This is a genomic window from Streptomyces sp. APSN-46.1 (assembly GCF_022815725.1).
In the GTDB taxonomy this organism is placed as follows: domain Bacteria; phylum Actinomycetota; class Actinomycetes; order Streptomycetales; family Streptomycetaceae; genus Streptomyces.
The window spans coordinates 102,129-119,830 of record NZ_JALGRF010000007.1; the positions used below are offsets into that span (position 1 = coordinate 102,129).

Here is a 17,702-nt window from a genome sequence, read left to right on the forward strand (position 1 = left end):
CACGACGCCTGATGCTCCTGGACACCGCCTCCCTCTACTTCCGTGCCTACTTCGGCGTGCCGGACTCCGTGAGGGCACCGGACGGCACCCCGGTGAACGCCGTGCGCGGGCTGCTCGACTTCATCGGGCGGCTGGTCCACGACCACCACCCGGACGATCTGGTGGCCTGCATGGACGCCGACTGGCGCCCGCACTGGCGGGTGGAGCTGATCCCCTCGTACAAGGCCCACCGGGTCGCGGCCGAGACGGCGACCGGCCCCGATGTGGAGGAGGTCCCGGACACACTGGCCCCGCAGGTGCCGATCATCGAGGCGGCGCTGGACGCGTTCGGGATCGCCCGGGTCGGGGTCGCCGGATACGAGGCGGACGACGTGATCGGGACGCTGACCGCGCGGGCCACCGGCCCGGTGGACATCGTCACCGGCGACCGGGACCTCTACCAGCTGGTGGACGACGCCCGGCAGCGGCGCGTGCTGTACCCGCTCAAGGGCGTGGGCACGCTCCAGGTCACCGACGAGGCGTGGCTGCGCGAGAAGTACGGCGTCGACGGCCCCGGGTACGCGGACCTGGCGCTGCTGCGCGGGGACCCGAGCGACGGCCTGCCGGGCGTGCCCGGGATCGGCGAGAAGACGGCGGCCAAGCTCCTCGACGCGTACGGGAATCTGGCCGGAATCATCGCCGCGATCGACGACCCGAGGTCCAAGCTGACTCCGGCCCAGCGCAAGCGGCTGCACGAATCGCGGCCGTATCTGGCGGTGGCCCCGAAGGTGGTCAAGGTCGCCTCGGACGTTCCGCTTCCGCGGTTCGACCCGGCCCTGCCGAAGGCTCCCGCCCAGCCGGATCTCGTGGAGGAGCTGGCCCGCCGCTGGGGTCTGAGTGGAGCGGTGTCGCGTCTGAGCAGCGCGCTGCTCCCCTGAGGTGCTAACTTAGGTAATCCTAAGTTTAACTGGAGTCAGGGAGACGCCGTGGCAGAAGGACGCGCCCGCAAGGTCGGCACCGCCGTCGTCGTACGCACCGAGCGGCTGACACCGCACATGGTGCGGCTGGTGCTGGGGGGAGCCGGGCTGGCCGAGTTCGGCGCGGGGGAGTTCACCGACCACTACATCAAGATCCTCTTCGCGCCGGAGGGCGTCACCTACCCCTCCCCCTGGGACCTGGACGCGATCCGCTCCTCCCACCCCCGCGAGCAGTGGCCGCGCCAGCGCGCGTACACCGTCCGCAGCTGGGACCCGGCGCACCTGGAGATGACCCTGGACTTCGTCGTCCACGGCGACGAGGGCCTCGCCGGCCCCTGGGCTGCCCGCGTCCAGCCCGGCGAGGAGGTCCGCTTCCTCGGCCCCGGCGGCGCGTACGCCCCGGACCCCGCCGCCGGCTGGTACCTCCTGGCGGGCGACGAGAGCGCCCTGCCCGCGATCGGCGCCGCGCTGGAGCGGATGCCGGTCGGCGCGCGAGTGCACGCCTTCGTGGAGATCGACGGCCCGGACGACGAGCAGAAGATCGCCACCCCGGACGGGGTCGTCCCGATCTGGCTGCACCGCGGCGGCCGCCCCATCGGCGAGGCCCTGGTGGAGGCGATCACCTCGCTGGAGTTCCCCTCCGCCGACGTCCACGCCTTCGTCCACGGCGAGGCGGGCTTCGTCAAGGACCTCCGCCGCCACCTGCGCCTGGAGCGCGGCATCCCGCGCGAGCGGCTGTCGATCTCGGGCTACTGGCGGCTGGGCGAGACGGACGAGGGCTGGCGCGCGATCAAGCGCGACTGGAACGCCGAGGTCGAGGCCGCCGAACAGGAACTCCCGGCGGTCTGACGCCGACGGCCCTCAGGGCGGCCCCGAAGGGCGGCCCTGAAGCGGCCCTGGCGGCCCTCGTCGCCCTGAAGGGCGGCCTCCGCCCCGAAGGGCGGCCTCACCCGTGCGGCGGGACAATGACCGCATGCGTACGCTCCGCGCCCTCACCACCGCCGGGGCCGCGGCCGCCCTCCTGCTGGCCACCGCGGGAACGGCCGGGACCGCAGCGATCACAGCGACCGCCGCACCGAGCCCGCCCCCGCCGCCCGGGCCCCAGCTCTCCGACGCCGCCGTCGACAAGGCCGTGGCGCGCCTGGACGACACCGTCGCCGCCATGATGAAGACCACCGGCGTCCCCGGCGTCTCCGTCGCCGTCGTCCACGACGACAAGGTCGTCTACACCCAGGGCTTCGGCGTCCGCAAGACCGGAGAGACCGCCAAGGTCGATCCCGACACCGTCTTCCAGATCGCCTCCCTCTCCAAGCCCGTCTCCTCCACGATCGTGGCCGGCGCCCTCACCGACCCCGGCGAGTGGGACAAGCACGTCCCCCTCCCCGGCTTCGCGCTGGGCGACCCCTGGGTCACCGACCACGTCTCCACCGCCGACCTGTTCTCCCACCGCAGCGGCCTGCCCGACCACGCCGGAGACCTCCTCGAAGACCTCGGCTACGACCAGGCGTACATCCTCGACCACCTGCGCCTGGAACCCCTCAGCCCGTTCCGGGCCAGCTACGCGTACACCAACTTCGGCCTGACCGCCGCAGCCGAGGCCATCGCCCGCGCCAAGGGCACCAGCTGGCAGAAACTCGCCGAGGACACCCTCTTCAAGCCCGCCGGCATGACCCGCACCAGTACCGAGTTCTCCGCCTTCGCCGACGCGCCCGACCACGCCGCCACCCACGTCAAAAACCCCGACGGCACCTGGAGCCCGCGCTTCGTCCGCGACCCCGACGCCCAGGCCCCGGCGGGCGGAGTGAGCTCCACCGCCCGAGACATGGCCCGGTGGATGCGGCTCCAGCTGGCGGGCGGCACCCTCGACGGGAAGCGCATCATCCCCGAGGACACCCTCGCCCGCACGCACCTCCCCGAGATCGTCTCGCAGCCGTCCACCCCCTCCGGAACCCCCGGCTTCTACGGCCTCGGCTGGAACGTGTCCTACGACGACTCCGGCCGGCTGCGCCTGAGCCACTCCGGCGCCTTCGAACTCGGTACCAACGCCAACGTCACGATGCTCCCCCTGGAGAAGCTCGGCATCGTCGTCCTCACCAACGGCGCCCCCGTCGGCCTGGCCGACGCCGTCGCCCTCGATTTCTTCGACGTCGCCCAGCACGGCAAGGCCACGACCGACTGGCTGCCCCTGCTCGCGTCCGTCTACGCGAAGGAGGTCGACGAGGCCCGGTCCCCCACCGACTACGCCCACCCGCCCGCCTCCGCCAAGCCCGCCAAGGACAGCGCCGCCTACACCGGCACCTACGACAACCCGTACTACGGCAAGGCGACCGTGACGGCCGACGACAAGGGCGCGCTGACCCTCGCCCTCGGCCCGAAGCCGATGCTCTTCCCGCTCACCCACTACGACGGCGACACCTTCAGCTTCGAGACCACCGGCGAGATGGCGGCCGGCCGCACCGGCGTGACCTTCGCCGACGGCACGGTCCGCGTCGAGTCCCTCGATGCCAACCACCTGGGCACCTTCACCCAGGAGTAGCCGGGCGCCCGTCCGGCACGGCCGCCGGGCCCGGGCGCCTACCCTTGACCCCGATGAGACGCAGACCCCTACCCCCCGCACCCCTCCCCCAGATCGCCGGCATCGACCCGGTCCGGCTGCGGCTGCCCTCCGACCCGGACGGGCTCTGGCCGGACCTCGGCGCCTACCTCGCGGACCGCTACGCCGGCACGCGCGGTGAGCGGACCATGCCCGCGCTGCTGCGCTCCGGCCGGGTCCTCGGCGAGGGCGGGCGGGTCCTGCGCCCGGACGACCCGTACGAGGCGGGCCGCTACCTGTGGTTCCACCGGGACATGCCGCCCGAGCCGCCGGTGCCCTTCCCGATCGGCGTCGTGTACCGCGACGAGCACCTCCTGGTCGCGGACAAGCCGCATTTCCTGGCGACGACCCCGCGCGGCAGCCACGTCACGCAGACCGCGCTGGCCCGGCTCCGCCACGAGCTGGACCTGCCCGCCCTCAGCCCCGCGCACCGGCTGGACCGGCTGACGGCGGGCCTGGTGATGTTCAGCATCCGCCCCGAGGACCGCGGCGCCTACCAGCTCCTCTTCCAGGACCGGCGGGTCGAGAAGGAGTACGAGGCGCTCGCACCCCTCGATCCGGAGATCACCCTCCCGCGCAAGCTCCGCAGCCGGATCGAGAAGACCCGGGGCGTCATCGCGGCGGCCGAGATCCCGGGCGGCGAGCCGAACGCCGAGACCCTGGTCGAACTCGCCGAGTCGAAGGGGGACGTGGGCCGCTACCGGCTGACCCCGCACACCGGCCGCACCCACCAGCTGCGGGTGCACATGAACAGCCTGGGGCTGCCCATCCTCGGCGACCCGGTCTACCCCGAGGTCACCGACCCGGACCCGCGGGACTACCGCCGTCCGCTGCAACTGCTGGCCCGGTTCCTGTCGTTCACCGACCCGGTCACCGGCCTCAGCCACCGCCTCGAAAGCCGCCTCACCCTGCGCGCCTGGCAGGACCGCACCGCCTGGGAAACCGGCGACCAGGGCTGAGCGGTCTCAGGCGGCGCCGTCGTCCTTGACCCCCGCGATCCGCATCGCCGCGTCGGCGGCCGCCTCCGCGAAGGCCTCCACCGGCCGCTCCGGATCGGAGCGGTGGATCAGCATGACACCCTCGATGAGCCCGAAGACCAGATCGTTGCGCAGGGTCAATCCCGCCCTGTCACCGGCCAGTTCGGCCCCCACGGAGGTCCGGTCGAGCAACTCCCGGTAGACGTACCGCAGTTCCCCGCGCATCCGGCGGAAGCGGGTGAACCGCGCCCCGCTCACCTCCGGCAGCAGATAGAGCGCGCCCAGGTTGTACGGCCCCCCGCACAGCTGGAGCACATCGGAGCGGCACAGCTCCCACAGCCGCCGCCCGGCGGGCCGTTCAATCTCGGCCAGCAGCCGCCGGGCCAGGGCCAGCGAGGGACTGACCGTCGATTCCAGGAGTTCGGCGAGGAGTTCCTCCTTGCCGCCGAAGTAGTGGTACATCGTGGCCTGGCGCATTCCGGCCCGTTCGGCCACCGCCCGCGTGGTGGTGGCCGCGTACCCCCGGACGGTGAACAGCTCGGCCGCCGCACAGAGGAGTTCCTCGCGCGGCGGCCGGCCACTGTCCGGTCTCTGCTGATCGGCACGCGGCCGACCGACCCGTCTCGCTCCCTCTCCCGCTCCCCCACTCATAGGGCGATCGTCGCACAGCGCACGCCGGATCGATCATGGCAAGAGATCAGATCCGGCCAGCCGCACTCTTAGAGGAAGCCCCAAGTCCGCCTAGCCGACGGAGCTGTAGGCCACTACACCGCGCAGCAGTTCGTCCACGGCCTTACGGGCATTTTTCGCCACCGTGCTCCCACCGCCCGAGGACGAAGGAGCCGCCGCCGCGATCTGCCCGAGCACATCGATGACCTGCTTGCACCAGCGCACGAAGTCACCGGCCGGCATCTCCGCCTCGCGCAGCACCTCGTCCAGGCCCTTGCCGGAGGCCCACTGGTACGCCGCCCACGCGAAACCGAGATCGGGCTCACGCTGGCCCACGCCCTCGGCCTGGTTGATGCGGTGCTCCTCCTCCAGCGCGTCGAGCCGGCCCCAGATCTGGACCATCTCGCCCAGCGCCGCCTTCGCCGCGCCATTGGGCACCTTCGGCGCCACCGCGTCGTCGGACTGCCGCGCCTCGAACACCAACGCCGAGACACAGGCGGCCAGTTCGGCCGGGTTCAGGCCTTCCCAGACGCCCTCGCGCAGACACTCCGACGCCAGCAGGTCCAGCTCCCCGTACAGCCGGGCGAGCCGCTTGCCGTGTTCGGTGACCTGGTCCTCGCGCAGGTAGTCCAGCTCGGTGAGCAGCGCGTGGATACGGTCGAAGGTGCGGGCGATGGTGTTCGTCCGGCCCTCGATCCGCCGCTCCAGCTGCACGGTGTCCCGCTTCAGCCGGTGGTAGCGCTCCGCCCAGCGGGCATGGTCCTCGCGCTCGTCGCAGCCGTGGCACGGATGCGCCCGCAGCTCGGCCCGCAGCCGGGTGATCTCCCGGTCGTCGGCCGCCGCGGCCCGGCCCCGCTGGTGCCGGTCCGGCGCTATGTGCCCGGCCTTGGCCCGCAGTTGGGACGCCAGGTCCCGACGGGAGTGCGGAGAACGCTGGTTGAAGGTCTTCGGGATCCGCATCCGGTCGATGGCCTCGACCGGGACCGGGAAGTCGATCGCGGCGAGCCGCTTGACCTGCCGCTCCACGGTCAGCACCAGCGGGCGCGGACCCTCGGTGTACTCGTGGCCCCGGTGCCCGTTGACCCGCCCGGCCGGCACACCCGGGTCCAGCACCAGCGCCAGCCCGGCGAACTTGCCGGTCGGCACGTGGATGATGTCGCCCGGCTTGAGCCGCTCCAGCGAACTCGCCGCCTGGGCCCGGCGCTGCGCCGCACCCTGCTTCGCCAGGTCCGTCTCACGGTCCTTGAGGTCGCGGCGCAGCTGCGCGTACTCCGCGAAGTCACCGAGGTGGCAGGTCATGCCCTCCTGGTAGCCCTCCAGGCCCTCCTCGTTGCGCCGCACCTGCTTCGAGATCCCGACGACCGAGCGGTCGGCCTGGAACTGCGCGAAGGAGGTCTCCAGCAGCTCGCGCGAGCGATGCCGCCCGAACATCTGGACCAGGTTCACGGCCATGTTGTACGAGGGCTTGAAGCTGGACCGCAGCGGATACGTACGGGTACCCGCGAGCCCGGCGAGCCCCACCGGGTCCATGCCGCGCTGCCACAGCACCACCGCGTGGCCCTCGACGTCGATGCCGCGCCGCCCCGCCCGGCCGGTGAGCTGCGTGTACTCGCCGGGGGTGATGTCGGCGTGCTGCTCGCCGTTCCACTTGACCAGCTTCTCCAGGATCACCGTGCGCGCGGGCATGTTGATGCCCAGCGCCAGCGTCTCTGTGGCGAAGACGGCCTTGACCAGGCCGCGGACGAAGAGCTCCTCCACGACCTCCTTGAAGGTCGGCAGCATGCCGGCGTGGTGCGCGGCGATGCCCCGCTCCAGGCCTTCGAGCCACTCGTAGTACCCGAGGACGTGCAGGTCCTCGGTGGGGATGGAGGCGGTCCGCTCCTCGACGATGCCGCGCACCTTCAGGCGCGCTTCCTCGTTGTTGAGCCGCAGGCCCGCGTAGAGGCACTGCTGGACGGCGGCCTCGCAACCGGCCCGGCTGAAGATGAAGTTGATCGCGGGCAGCAGGTCGTCGTTGTCGAGGCGGGCGATCACCTCGGGACGGCTCGGCGTCCAGATCCGGCCGCGCGAGCGCCGCTCGCGCTCGCGGTCGGCCTCGCGGACCATCTTGCCCCGGCGCCGGTCCTTCGGGTTGTACGTGCGGCTGTTCTCCTCGCGCGCCATGCGCAGCAGGTCGGGGTTGACCTCCCGGCGGGCGGAGCCGCGGCCTCCGTGGTCGGACTCCTCCTCGAAGAGGTCGTACACCCGGCGCCCGGCCATGACGTGCTGCCACAGCGGTACGGGCCGCTCCTCGGAGACGATGACCTCGGTGTCGCCGCGCACGGTGTCCAGCCAGTCGCCGAACTCCTCGGCGTTGGACACGGTCGCCGAGAGGGACACCAGCGTCACCGACTCGGGGAGGTGGATGATCACTTCCTCCCAGACGGCGCCGCGGAACCGGTCGGAGAGGTAGTGCACCTCGTCCATCACGACGTAGCCGAGGCCGAGCAGCGCCTGGGAGCCCGCGTACAGCATGTTGCGGAGCACCTCGGTGGTCATCACGACCACCGGCGCGTCCCCGTTGACGCTGTTGTCGCCGGTCAGCAGGCCCACCTTGGCGGCGCCGTAGCGCTTGACGAGGTCGGCGTACTTCTGGTTCGACAGGGCCTTGATCGGCGTCGTGTAGAAGCACTTGCGGCCCTGCCGCAGCGCCAGGTGCACGGCGAACTCGCCGACGATGGTCTTGCCCGAGCCGGTCGGGGCGGCGACCAGCACGCCCTTGCCGGCCTCCAGTGCCTTGCAGGCCTCGACCTGGTACGGGTCCAGATCGAATTCGTACATCTCGCGGAAGGGGGCCAGGCCAGAGGCCTCTTCGGCGGCGCGGATCCGGGCAGCGGCGTACCGCTCGGCGGGTGAGAGTTCTTCGGTCATCTTGTAGTCGAGCCTACCCGCCGCCTCTGACAACAGTCGCGATCTTTATCAGGAGCCCTGTACCCGGGAATCCGGCACCAGGAGCCGCAGGGCGCCGGGCACGCACTCGGCCGTCACGGGCAGCGGCCCCAGCGGCTCGCCGTCGGCGTAGGCGGAGATCCCGGCGGCCTCCAGGGTCACCTTCCGCGCCCGGTGGACGGTCACCTTCGGGTGGCTGAGATGGGTTCCCTTGTAGACCCGCGGGAACACCCTCAGCAGGGTGGTGCGGCTGCAGTCGCCGACGACCGTGACGTCGAAGAGCCCGTCGTCGGGCACCGCGTCCGCGCAGATCCGCATGCCGCCGCCGTACGAAGAACCGTTGCCCACCGCCACCAGCGTGGCCTCGGTCTCGATGACGGGACCGTCGTCCAGGGTGATCCGGTACGGGAAGGGCCGGAAGGCGGCCAGCTCCGCGATCATCGCCAGGTCGTACTTGAACCGGCCCGCCGGCAGCCGCATCCGGTTGCCCCGGTCGTTGACCCGCGAGTCGAAGCCGGAGCACAGCACGGTCCCGTACCAGGTTCCGCCGCCGTCCCCGCCCACGCGGCCGAGGTCGATCTCCCGGATCCGCCCCTCCTTGAGGGCCTCCGCGGCCAGCCGCCCGGCCTGCGCGGGCTCCCGTACGGGCAGCCCCATGGCCCGCGCGAAGTCGTTCCCGGTGCCCACCGCGACCACGCCGAGCGGCACCAGCGTGCCCGCGAGGGCCTGGAGGGCGAGGGAGACCATCCCGTCGCCGCCGACGGCGAGCACCGCGCCGGTGCCCTCGCGCACGGCGGTGCGCAGCCGGGCCAGCGCGTCCTCGGCGTCGGCGCCGAGAACGGTCCGTACGGAGAATCCGGCGGCCCGGAGCGCGGAAGCGGCCGGCTGCGCGGCGTGCGCGCCCCGGCCGCGTCCCGCGGTGGGATTGACGAAGAGGGTGATCTCAGCGCTCACCGAAGGGAATGTACCTGTCAGGTCGCGTCGTCGTAACCGTTGATCTGCCGCCGCCCGCCGTCGGCCTGCTCGGGCAGCGCGTTCGGGGCCGGGACCGATTCGACGGCGCCGATCGGCGCGGGAGCCAGGTCCAGCTCGGAGGCCTCGTCGTCGTCGAGGAGCGCGTCCGGGTCGTTGCGACGGCGCCGGCGGTCGTTGACGTAGCAGATGGCGAGCGCGACGAAGTAGAGGGCGATGATCGGGACGGCCAGCGACAGCATGGTCAGCGGGTCGCCGGTGGGTGTCGCGAAGGCCGAGAAGACCGTGATGCCGAGGACCATCGCGCGCCACCAGCTCCCCAGCCGCTTCGCGGTGAGGACCCCGGTGACGTTCAGCAGGATCAGCAGCAGCGGCAGCTCGAAGGCGAGGCCGAAGACGACGACCATGCGCGTGACCAGGTCGAGGTAATCGTCGACCGGCAGCAGGTTGCGCGCGTTGTCCGGCGTGAAGTCGAGCAGGATGACGGCGGTCTGCGGGAGGATCTTGTACGCGAGCACCGCGCCGACGCCGAACAGCGGCGCGCCGACCGCGACGAAGCTCATCGCGTACTTCTTCTCGTGCTTGTGCAGGCCGGGGGCGGTGAACGCCCACAGCTGGTAGAGCCACACCGGCGCGGAGAGCACCACACCGGCGGTGAGCGAGACCTTCAGGGCGATCGAGAAGGGTGCGATGAGGCCGTTGACGGTCATGTCGGCACAGGGCCGGCCGTTGCGCTGCGAGACCACCCCGTTGGTGCAGCCGACGGAGTCCAGCATCGGCTTCAGCATGAAGTCGATGAGGTCCTTGTAGAAGAAGGCCGCCACGAAGGTGATCACGAGGATCGCCAGGACCGACTTCATCAGCCGGTTTCTCAGCTCACGCAGGTGCTCGACGAGAGGCATCCGCCCTTCGGCGTCCTTTGCCTTCTTGTCCTGCTTCTCCTGCTTGCGGGCAGACTTGAGCAACCCACGTCCCTTGTCTCGTTGCAGATGACCGGCGTGACCTGGAGATCAGGCCTGGGTGGTGCGGTTCGGCTCGCTGACGGGCCGGGAGCTGGCGACGTCGCCGGGCGCGGCCTGGATGGTGCGCGGGGCGACGGGCTGCTGAGCGGCCTGGTCGGCGGCGGTGGCCGCGGCGGCCGCGGCGGCGTCATCGGGTTCGCCGTCCTTCTTCATGGCCTTGGCCTCGCTCTTGAGGATGCGGGCCGACTTGCCCAGCGAGCGGGCCATGTCCGGGAGCTTCTTCGCACCGAAGAGCAGGATGATGACCCCGAGAATGACGAAGATTTCCCAACCCCTGAGGTTGCCGAACATAGGTATCTTCCTTTTCTCCGAGGTTCACAGCACACAGACGGGCGTCTCTCCCGAGGATCGTAACCCCCGGGGGTTAACGCCCGGCAATCCCCCGACGTCTTCCCGCCTCGCGCGCGGACGGCGGCCAACACCCCGACCATACGCATTCGTCCGGTTTTATGATCGCACGGCGCGGCCCGCCCGCGCGAGGTCCTCCGCCGCCCGCTCCAGGTCCGCCGAGGCCTGCGTGATCCGCCGACTGGCGTCGGCGACCTGTCCGGACAGCCGCCGCACCTCCAGGAAGACCCGCAGGGCCAGCACGGAGAGGACGGCGACCCCCAGAAAACCCAGGGCAATTGCGAGCATCGGCCACAGCATGGGACCGAGCGTAGGCCACCGGCGGTTCAGATGCTGCGCAGGGTGCTCACGCCGCCGCCGGTCAGGAGTTCCACGATCCGCTCACCGGCCGGTTTGCGCACCGCCGCCCCGCACTCGGGACACGTGAACGAATAGAACGTGGTACGCCGGCTGCCGCCGATCACCAGCCGCAGCGCGCCCGCCGCGAGCTCGAAGCGGCCCCGGCAGTCGGGGCAGCCCGCCTTGAAGGTGACCGGCCTCACCGGCTGCCCCGCACCGGCCCTCAGCCCTGGCGTCCCATACGTCGGCGACATCACTCGGCGCTCCCCTCGGCCCAGCTCTCCGTACCCAGCCCAGCTCTTCGTACCAGCCCCGCGACCGGAGCTCAGGCCTGCTCCCCGTACCCCGCTTGCTCCCCGTTCCCCGTATGCTCCCCGTACCCCGCCAGCGCCTCGCGCGCCGCCCGCCGCGCACTGTCCGCCAGCTCCACGGGCGCCACGATCCGCCCCTCCCGGCCCAGCCGCAGCGCGAGCCGGCGCAGCGAAGCCGGGTCCGGGCTGCGCAGCGTGATCCGCAGGCCCCCGTCCGCCAGCTCCGCGGCACTGTCGTGCGGGTAGTACTCGGCGACCCAGCGCCCGCCGGGGCCCACCTCGACCACCACCTCCGGGTCCTCGGCGGCCGGCTGGACCAGACCCTCCGACAGGTCGCGCGGCTCGATCGCGGGCGGCTCCGCCCGCTCGTCGAGCAGCCTGATCTCAGCCACCCGGTCGAGACGGAAGGTGCGCCTCGCCTCGGAGAGGTGGCACCACCCCTCCATGTACGTGTGCCCCACCGTGAAGAGCCGGATCGGATCGACCTTGCGCTCCGTGAGCTCGTCGCGCGCGGGAGAGTAGTAGCGCAGCCACAGCCGCCGGCGCTCCGCGATGGCCCGGTCGACGTCCGCGAAGACCCCGCCCTCGGCCTCGAACGTCACCGACAGCCGGGAGCTGGCACCGGCCGCCTCACCCGCGGCCGCCTCCAGTTTCGCGGTGGCCCGCAGCAGGGCGTCCCGGTCGCTCTCGCGCAGCCCGGGCAGCGTCGCCACCGCGCGGGCGGCGACCAGGAGCGCCGTCGCCTCGTCGGCGGCCAGCCGCAGCGGCTCGGCGGTGGACTCCCCCGACGCGTCGGGATTGCGCCACCAGATGCGTTCCCCGTCGGTGTCGATGTCGAGCAGGTCGCCGCCCCGGAAGCTGGTGCCGCACATGGGCAGCACGTCGAGGTCCGAGATCAGCTCGTCCTCGGTGATCCCGAAGGCGCGCGCCACGTCGGCGACGTACGCCCCGGGCCGCTCGCGCAGATAGGTCACCAGGGACAGCATCCGGCGGGTCTGGTCAATGGCGTTCGCAGCCATGCTGGTACGTCTCCCCCTCAGGGCGTATCTAACGGATCTTGCGCGGGTCGGGTCAGCCCTTGGCGACGGCGCGGAGCCGGTCCACCACATCCGCCCGCAGGTCGGCGGGCTCCAGGACCACCACATCCGGCCCGAATTCCACCAGCCAGGCGTCCAGCCCGTGCCCGTACGGAATCTCCAGCTCGTCCCAGCCGTCCCCGCACTCCCGCACGGCGGTGGCCTTGGCCCGCAGCGGATAGCCCGCCCCGGCGCGCAGCCGGATCAGCGCGGAACGGTCCGCCATCTCCCCGGCCCAGCTCGCCACGGTCTCCCGTACGGTCACCACGTCCGGCACCTCGGCGGTGTACTTGGCGGCGCGGGAGCGGACCTTCCCGGTGATCCGGGACAGCCGGAACACCCGCTCCGCCTTGCGGTCGCGGTCGAATCCGGCCAAATACCAGTGGCCGCGCCAGCACTCCAGCGCCCACGGCTCCACCTGCCGCGTCTCGGGCCGCGCGGCCGTGGACTTGCGGTAGTCGAAGACCACCGGCCGCCGGTCCCGGCAGGCCAGCATCAACGGCTCGAAGGCCGCCTCATGGACCGGAATCCGCGGCTCGATGGCGCTGTGCTGGCCCTCGTACGGATCCGACGCCTCCGGCATCCCGCCCGCGCGCAGCTTCTGCAGGGCGCCGCTGGCCGCGCCCGCGAGGCGGGCCTGCTGCCAGACCTTGGCCGCCAGCCCCAGCGCGGCCGCCTCCTCGGCGTCCAGCGAGACGGGCGGCAGCCGGTTGCTGTCCCGGCGGGCCAGATAGCCGGTCTCGCCCTCCAGGTTCTCCACCGTCTCGATGACCAGGCCGAGTTCACGCAGATCGTCCTTGTCCCGCTCGAACATGCGGTTGAAGGACTCGTCGTTGCCGGCTTCCAGATAGGCCTCGATGGAACCGCGCAACTCCCGCTTGCTGAGCGGCCGGCGGGTCCCCAGCAGACACAACGCCAGATTCATCAACCGCTCGGCCTTGGCAATCGCCATCGACGCCCTTCCGCCCTTCCCCACGTACACCTGATGCACCCTGATGGACACACTCGTGACCGTTGACCGTACCGCTCCGGCGGGCCCGGACAAAAGCGAGGGCCCCCGCCTCACGGCAGGGGCCCACAGCAGTCACGCCCGGACGGTCAGGCCGCCATCAGGTCGCAGACGAAGATCAGCGTCTCGCCCGGGGCGATCGCGCTGCCCGCGCCGCGGTCGCCGTAGGCGAGGTGCGCGGGGATCGTCAGCTTGCGGCGGCCGCCGACCTTCATGCCCTGGACGCCCTTGTCCCAGCCGGCGATGACCTGGCCGACACCGAGCTGGAACTGGAGCGCCGAGCCGCGGTTCCAGGAGGCGTCGAACTCCTCGCCGGTGGAGAAGGCCACACCCACGTAGTGGACGGAGACCCGGGAACCGGCCTTGGCCTCGGCGCCGTCGCCCAGCCAGATGTCCTCGATCACGAGGTCCTCCGGGGCCTCGCCCTCGGGGAAGTCGATCTCGGGCTTCTCGAGCTTGTCGCTCACGGAACTGCTCCTCATACGTACGAACCGGTTGACAACCGGAACAGTCTTACACTGCTCCGACGATGTCGACGACGAACACCAGGGTGGAGTTGGCCGGCAGGTCCTCACCCTTGGCCTGGTCCTTGTACGCCTGCTCCGGCGGGATCACCAGCAGCACGCGGCTGCCCACCTTCTTGCCCACCAGGCCCTTGTCCCAACCCTCGATGACCTGACCCTGGCCGATCGCGGTCGAGAACGGCGCGCCGGTCTTCCACGAGGTGTCGAAGAGCTTCGCCGCGTCCTTGCCCTGGTTCGGCGCCCACGCCGCACCGCTGTACTGCATGTAGACGGTCTGGCCGTTCTTGACCTCCGGGCCCTTGCCCTCGATCAGGACCTTGTCGACCAGCTCCTTCGGAGGGTCGTTCTTCGGGACCGTGATCGTGGCGGCCTCGTCCTTGTCCGCCTTGACCTGCGGCAGGTCCGACGGAATCGGCGCCTGCGTGCCCTCGGCCTTCTTCGGCATGACCGAGTCGATGTCCAGGACGAAGATCAGATTATCGGTCGGACCCACACCCAGCTGCGGCTGACCCTGCGCACCGAACGCCGCCTCCGGCGGAGCGACGACCAGCACCCGGCTGCCGACCTTCTTGCCCAGCACCGACTCGCTGAACATCGGGACGATCGTCTGCGAGCCGGCCGGGACGACGAGCGGAGACCCGTCCTTGTCATAGGACCCCGTCAGGTCCTTGCCGCTCTTCCAGATCTTGCCCGTGTACTTCGTGACCACGAGATCGTCCTTCTTGATCTCCGGGCCCGTGCCCTCCTTGAGCGTGTTCACCACGAACTTGCCGCTCGGCTCGCCCTTGGGGACGGTGATCTCCGCCTTCTGGCCCGCCTCACCCTTCACCGTGGGCATCGGGTCCGCGGACGCGACCGCCTTCGGGACCTCGGGCTGGGAAGGGCTGGCCGACGGGGACGCGTCCTTCTTCTTCCCGGAGTCGTCGCCCCCTCCGCAGGCCGCGGTGAGCATCAGAGCCGGCACGATGAGCGCGGCAGCAAGTCGGCGTCGCACAGTGGTCCTCAGGGTCGCTGGAATGGTCCGTCGTAGCGGCCCACTCTACGGCCAACCCCCACGGCGACAAGGCCGTGGCGTGCGAAGGGCCCCGCACGCCACGGCGCACGGGGCCCTCCACCACACGACACGACACCGGCATCACATGCCGGCGATGAGCTTCTCCACCCTGTCGTCCACCGACCGGAACGGGTCCTTGCACAGCACGGTCCGCTGCGCCTGGTCGTTGAGCTTCAGATGCACCCAGTCGACCGTGAAGTCCCGACGCTGCTCCTGCGCCCGCCGGATGAAGTCACCGCGCAACCGGGCCCGGGTGGTCTGCGGGGGCACCGACTTGCCCTCGAAGATCTTCAGGTCGTTGCAGATCCGCGCCGCCTGCCCCTTGCGCTCCAGCAAGTAGTACAGCCCGCGCCGACGGTGGATGTCGTGGTACGCGAGGTCTATCTGCGCGACCCGCGGATTCGACATCGTCATGTTGTGCTTGCCCCGGTACCGCTCGATCAGCTGGTACTTCATGACCCAGTCGATCTCGGTGCCGATCCGGTCCAGATCCTCCGACTCGATCGCGTCGAGAGTACGGCCCCACAGCTCCAGAACCTGGTCGACGACCCCGGTGCGAATACCCCGGCGCTCGGCGAAGTCCACGGCCTTGTCGTAGTACTCGCGCTGGATCTCCAGCGCGGAGGCCTCCCGGCCACTGGCCAGACGCACCTTGCGCTGGCCGGTGATGTCATGGCTGACCTCACGGATCGCCCGGATCGGGTTCTCCAGCGTCAGGTCCCGCATCACCGTGCCCGCCTCGATCATGCGCAGCACCAGGTCGGTGGCCCCGACCTTGAGCAGCATGGTCGTCTCCGACATGTTCGAGTCGCCCACGATCACATGCAGACGCCGGTAACGCTCCGCGTCCGCGTGCGGCTCGTCCCGCGTGTTGATGATCGGCCGGGACCGGGTCGTCGCGGAGCTGACGCCCTCCCAGATGTGCTCCGCCCGCTGGCTGACGCAGTAGACCGCGCCCCGAGGAGTCTGCAGCACCTTGCCCGCGCCACAGATCAACTGGCGGGTGACAAGGAACGGAATGAGGATGTCCGCCAGACGGGAGAATTCTCCGTGCCGCGCCACGAGGTAGTTCTCGTGGCAGCCGTACGAATTGCCCGCCGAGTCGGTGTTGTTCTTGAAGAGGTAGACGTCGCCCGCGATTCCCTCCTCGTGCAGGCGGCGTTCGGCGTCGACGAGCAGGCCTTCGAGAATGCGCTCGCCGGCCTTGTCGTGAGTGACCAGCTCGGTCAGGTTGTCGCATTCGGGTGTTGCATATTCCGGATGCGAACCCACGTCGAGGTAGAGGCGGGCGCCGTTCCGCAGGAAGACATTGCTGCTGCGGCCCCATGACACAACACGGCGGAAGAGGTAGCGCGCCACTTCGTCAGGAGACAGTCGGCGCTGTCCCCTGAACGTGCACGTGACGCCGTACTCGTTCTCCAGCCCGAAAATGCGGCGGTCCATGACTGAACATTACGCCTTCTGCCCTCTTCTGAAACCGGGTTCGCCAGCGCGATTCGATCAGTTTCCCGTCAATCCGCCGACCAGCCCCCGGAACACTCCAGGCGAGGCCCCTTTACATACCCGGTCGGCCCCCGGGCGGAAACCCGCCCCGGGACCGCACCCTCAGCCCGACGCCGGAGCATCCGCGGGAGCAGCGGCGGCGACACCGCCGGAGGCACCCGCCGACGCACCGGCCGGAGTGTCGCCGGACGACACCCCGGGCGAACCCGCCACCGCACGACCGCGGCCGACAGAGCCCAGCACCCGCTGAGTGGCCATCAGAACCACCAGCGCCGCCACCCCGGCGACACCCGCCACACCGAAGCCCGCCGCCGTACCGCCCAGTTCCACCGCCGGCCCCGCCGCGGCCGTACCCATGGCCGCACCCACCCCGAAGAAAGTCACCAGCCACGAGAACGCCTCCGTCACCGTCCCCGCCGGAGCGTGCCGGTCCACCACGATGAACGCACAGGCGATCGCCGGCGCCAGGAACACACCCGCCAGCGCCGCCAGCCCCGTCATCGCCACCGGCCCCGGAACCAGCACCAACGGCAGATAGCAGACCGCCAGCAACGCCACCAGCGACCGCAGCCGCCGCTCCGGCGCCCCCGCCCACCGGCGGGCACCGTACGCCACACCACCGACCAGCGCACCCAGACCCAGCGCCGCCATCAGCCACCCGTACACCGCCTGACCGCCATGGTCATCGGCGTACGCCACCCCCGCCACGGTGATCGAACCCAGAGCCGTACCCACGAAGAAGAACGCGCCCAGCAGCGCCACCAGCCCCCGCGACCGCAGAGCCCCCAGCCAGTGCGCCTCACGCGGCGCCGAACGCCACGCCCGCGACGGCTCCGAGACCACCACCGACAGCGCGCCCAGCACACCGATCGCGTTCAACGCCAGCAGCGCCCCGGCCGGAGACCACAGCGCCACGAACAGCGTCACCAGCAGCGGACCCACCGTGAACATGACCTCCTGCGCCACCGCGTCCATCGCGTACGCCTGGTGCACCCGCTCCTCACGGCCGCCCAGCACACTCGGCCACAGCGCCCGCAGCCCGCCCTCCAGCGGCGGCGTGAACAGACCCGCGACCACCACGGCGACATACGCCACCGCCACCGACCCGGTACCCGAGAGCGCCAGCCACACCATGCCCAGCGCGGAGACCAGAGCCGCCGGCAACTGCACCCGCGGCTGCCCGTACAGGTCCACGGCCCGCCCCAGCAGCGGCTGACCCACCGCGTTGGCCACCCCGTACGCGGCCGCCAGCGCCCCCGCGAGGCTGTAGCTGCCCCCCTCGGCCCGCGTGAACAGCACGATCGCGATCGGCGCGGTGCCGTTCGGCAGCCGGCCGATCAGCGTCCCCACCAGCAGCCTCGCGGCATGCCGGGTCCTGAGCAGCTCCGCGTATCCCGCGGCCATGTCCGCCCCCTTCTGCC

The 17,702-nt window shown here is 71.1% G+C and carries 17 protein-coding genes; 4 read left to right on the forward strand and 13 right to left on the reverse strand.

The window, feature by feature from the left end:
- The first annotated feature begins 11 nt into the window (after nucleotides 1-11).
- The 4 genes from MTF65_RS20135 (at nucleotide 12) to MTF65_RS20150 (ending at nucleotide 4,508) form a co-directional block, all read left to right on the forward strand.
- Complete coding sequence (locus MTF65_RS20135) at nucleotides 12-917, forward strand: 5'-3' exonuclease (RefSeq protein WP_243630428.1); 906 nt, start codon at nucleotides 12-14, stop codon at nucleotides 915-917.
- Nucleotides 918-965: 48 nt separating this feature from the next.
- A complete protein-coding gene (locus MTF65_RS20140) occupies nucleotides 966-1,805 on the forward strand; it encodes a siderophore-interacting protein (RefSeq protein ID WP_243630184.1) in 840 nt (279 codons plus the stop codon).
- Nucleotides 1,806-1,929: 124 nt separating this feature from the next.
- Nucleotides 1,930-3,492 carry a serine hydrolase gene (locus MTF65_RS20145; protein WP_243630185.1) on the forward strand — a complete coding sequence of 521 codons (1,563 nt, stop codon included), beginning with the start codon at nucleotides 1,930-1,932 and terminating at the stop codon, nucleotides 3,490-3,492.
- A gap of 53 nt (nucleotides 3,493-3,545) precedes the next feature.
- On the forward strand, nucleotides 3,546-4,508 hold the full coding sequence (locus MTF65_RS20150; protein WP_243630186.1) for a pseudouridine synthase: 963 nt from the start codon (nucleotides 3,546-3,548) through the stop codon (nucleotides 4,506-4,508).
- 6 nt (nucleotides 4,509-4,514) lie between these two features.
- Here MTF65_RS20150 and MTF65_RS20155 read toward each other — a convergent pair whose 3' ends face one another.
- From MTF65_RS20155 to MTF65_RS20215, 13 genes are all read right to left on the reverse strand, one after another.
- Nucleotides 4,515-5,177, reverse strand: coding sequence for a TetR/AcrR family transcriptional regulator (locus MTF65_RS20155; RefSeq protein WP_243630188.1), 663 nt, complete (start codon nucleotides 5,175-5,177; stop codon nucleotides 4,515-4,517).
- A 90-nt stretch (nucleotides 5,178-5,267) separates the two neighbouring features.
- The gene (locus MTF65_RS20160; RefSeq protein WP_243630190.1) at nucleotides 5,268-8,105 is read right to left on the reverse strand and encodes an RNA helicase; all 2,838 of its coding nucleotides are present in this window, start codon (nucleotides 8,103-8,105) and stop codon (nucleotides 5,268-5,270) included.
- Between the two features lie 48 nt (nucleotides 8,106-8,153).
- Nucleotides 8,154-9,077, reverse strand: a complete 924-nt coding sequence (locus tag MTF65_RS20165; RefSeq protein ID WP_243630192.1) for a diacylglycerol kinase — start codon at nucleotides 9,075-9,077, stop codon at nucleotides 8,154-8,156.
- Nucleotides 9,078-9,094: 17 nt separating this feature from the next.
- Entirely contained in the window at nucleotides 9,095-10,060 is a 966-nt protein-coding gene (gene tatC / locus MTF65_RS20170) for a twin-arginine translocase subunit TatC (RefSeq protein ID WP_243630194.1), read from the reverse strand.
- 45 nt (nucleotides 10,061-10,105) lie between these two features.
- On the reverse strand, nucleotides 10,106-10,408 hold the full coding sequence (gene tatA / locus MTF65_RS20175) for a Sec-independent protein translocase subunit TatA (RefSeq protein WP_243630196.1): 303 nt from the start codon (nucleotides 10,406-10,408) through the stop codon (nucleotides 10,106-10,108).
- A 156-nt stretch (nucleotides 10,409-10,564) separates the two neighbouring features.
- Complete coding sequence (locus tag MTF65_RS20180; RefSeq protein ID WP_243630197.1) at nucleotides 10,565-10,765, reverse strand: hypothetical protein; 201 nt, start codon at nucleotides 10,763-10,765, stop codon at nucleotides 10,565-10,567.
- 26 nt (nucleotides 10,766-10,791) lie between these two features.
- Nucleotides 10,792-11,058 carry a hypothetical protein gene (locus tag MTF65_RS20185; RefSeq protein ID WP_243630199.1) on the reverse strand — a complete coding sequence of 89 codons (267 nt, stop codon included), beginning with the start codon at nucleotides 11,056-11,058 and terminating at the stop codon, nucleotides 10,792-10,794.
- A 71-nt stretch (nucleotides 11,059-11,129) separates the two neighbouring features.
- Nucleotides 11,130-12,134 (reverse strand): YafY family protein, encoded by a 1,005-nt coding sequence (locus MTF65_RS20190; RefSeq protein ID WP_243630200.1) that lies wholly within the window; start codon nucleotides 12,132-12,134, stop codon nucleotides 11,130-11,132.
- 52 nt (nucleotides 12,135-12,186) lie between these two features.
- Nucleotides 12,187-13,143, reverse strand: coding sequence for a YafY family protein (locus MTF65_RS20195; protein WP_243630206.1), 957 nt, complete (start codon nucleotides 13,141-13,143; stop codon nucleotides 12,187-12,189).
- A 146-nt stretch (nucleotides 13,144-13,289) separates the two neighbouring features.
- Entirely contained in the window at nucleotides 13,290-13,682 is a 393-nt protein-coding gene (locus tag MTF65_RS20200) for an FKBP-type peptidyl-prolyl cis-trans isomerase (protein WP_243630207.1), read from the reverse strand.
- 31 nt (nucleotides 13,683-13,713) lie between these two features.
- Nucleotides 13,714-14,718: an FKBP-type peptidyl-prolyl cis-trans isomerase gene (locus MTF65_RS20205; protein WP_243630208.1), complete on the reverse strand. Its 1,005-nt coding sequence runs from the start codon at nucleotides 14,716-14,718 to the stop codon at nucleotides 13,714-13,716.
- Nucleotides 14,719-14,859: 141 nt separating this feature from the next.
- On the reverse strand, nucleotides 14,860-16,221 hold the full coding sequence (pafA, locus tag MTF65_RS20210) for a Pup--protein ligase (protein ID WP_243630210.1): 1,362 nt from the start codon (nucleotides 16,219-16,221) through the stop codon (nucleotides 14,860-14,862).
- A gap of 162 nt (nucleotides 16,222-16,383) precedes the next feature.
- On the reverse strand, nucleotides 16,384-17,685 hold the full coding sequence (locus tag MTF65_RS20215; protein ID WP_243630212.1) for an MFS transporter: 1,302 nt from the start codon (nucleotides 17,683-17,685) through the stop codon (nucleotides 16,384-16,386).
- Nucleotides 17,686-17,702: the final 17 nt, after the last annotated feature.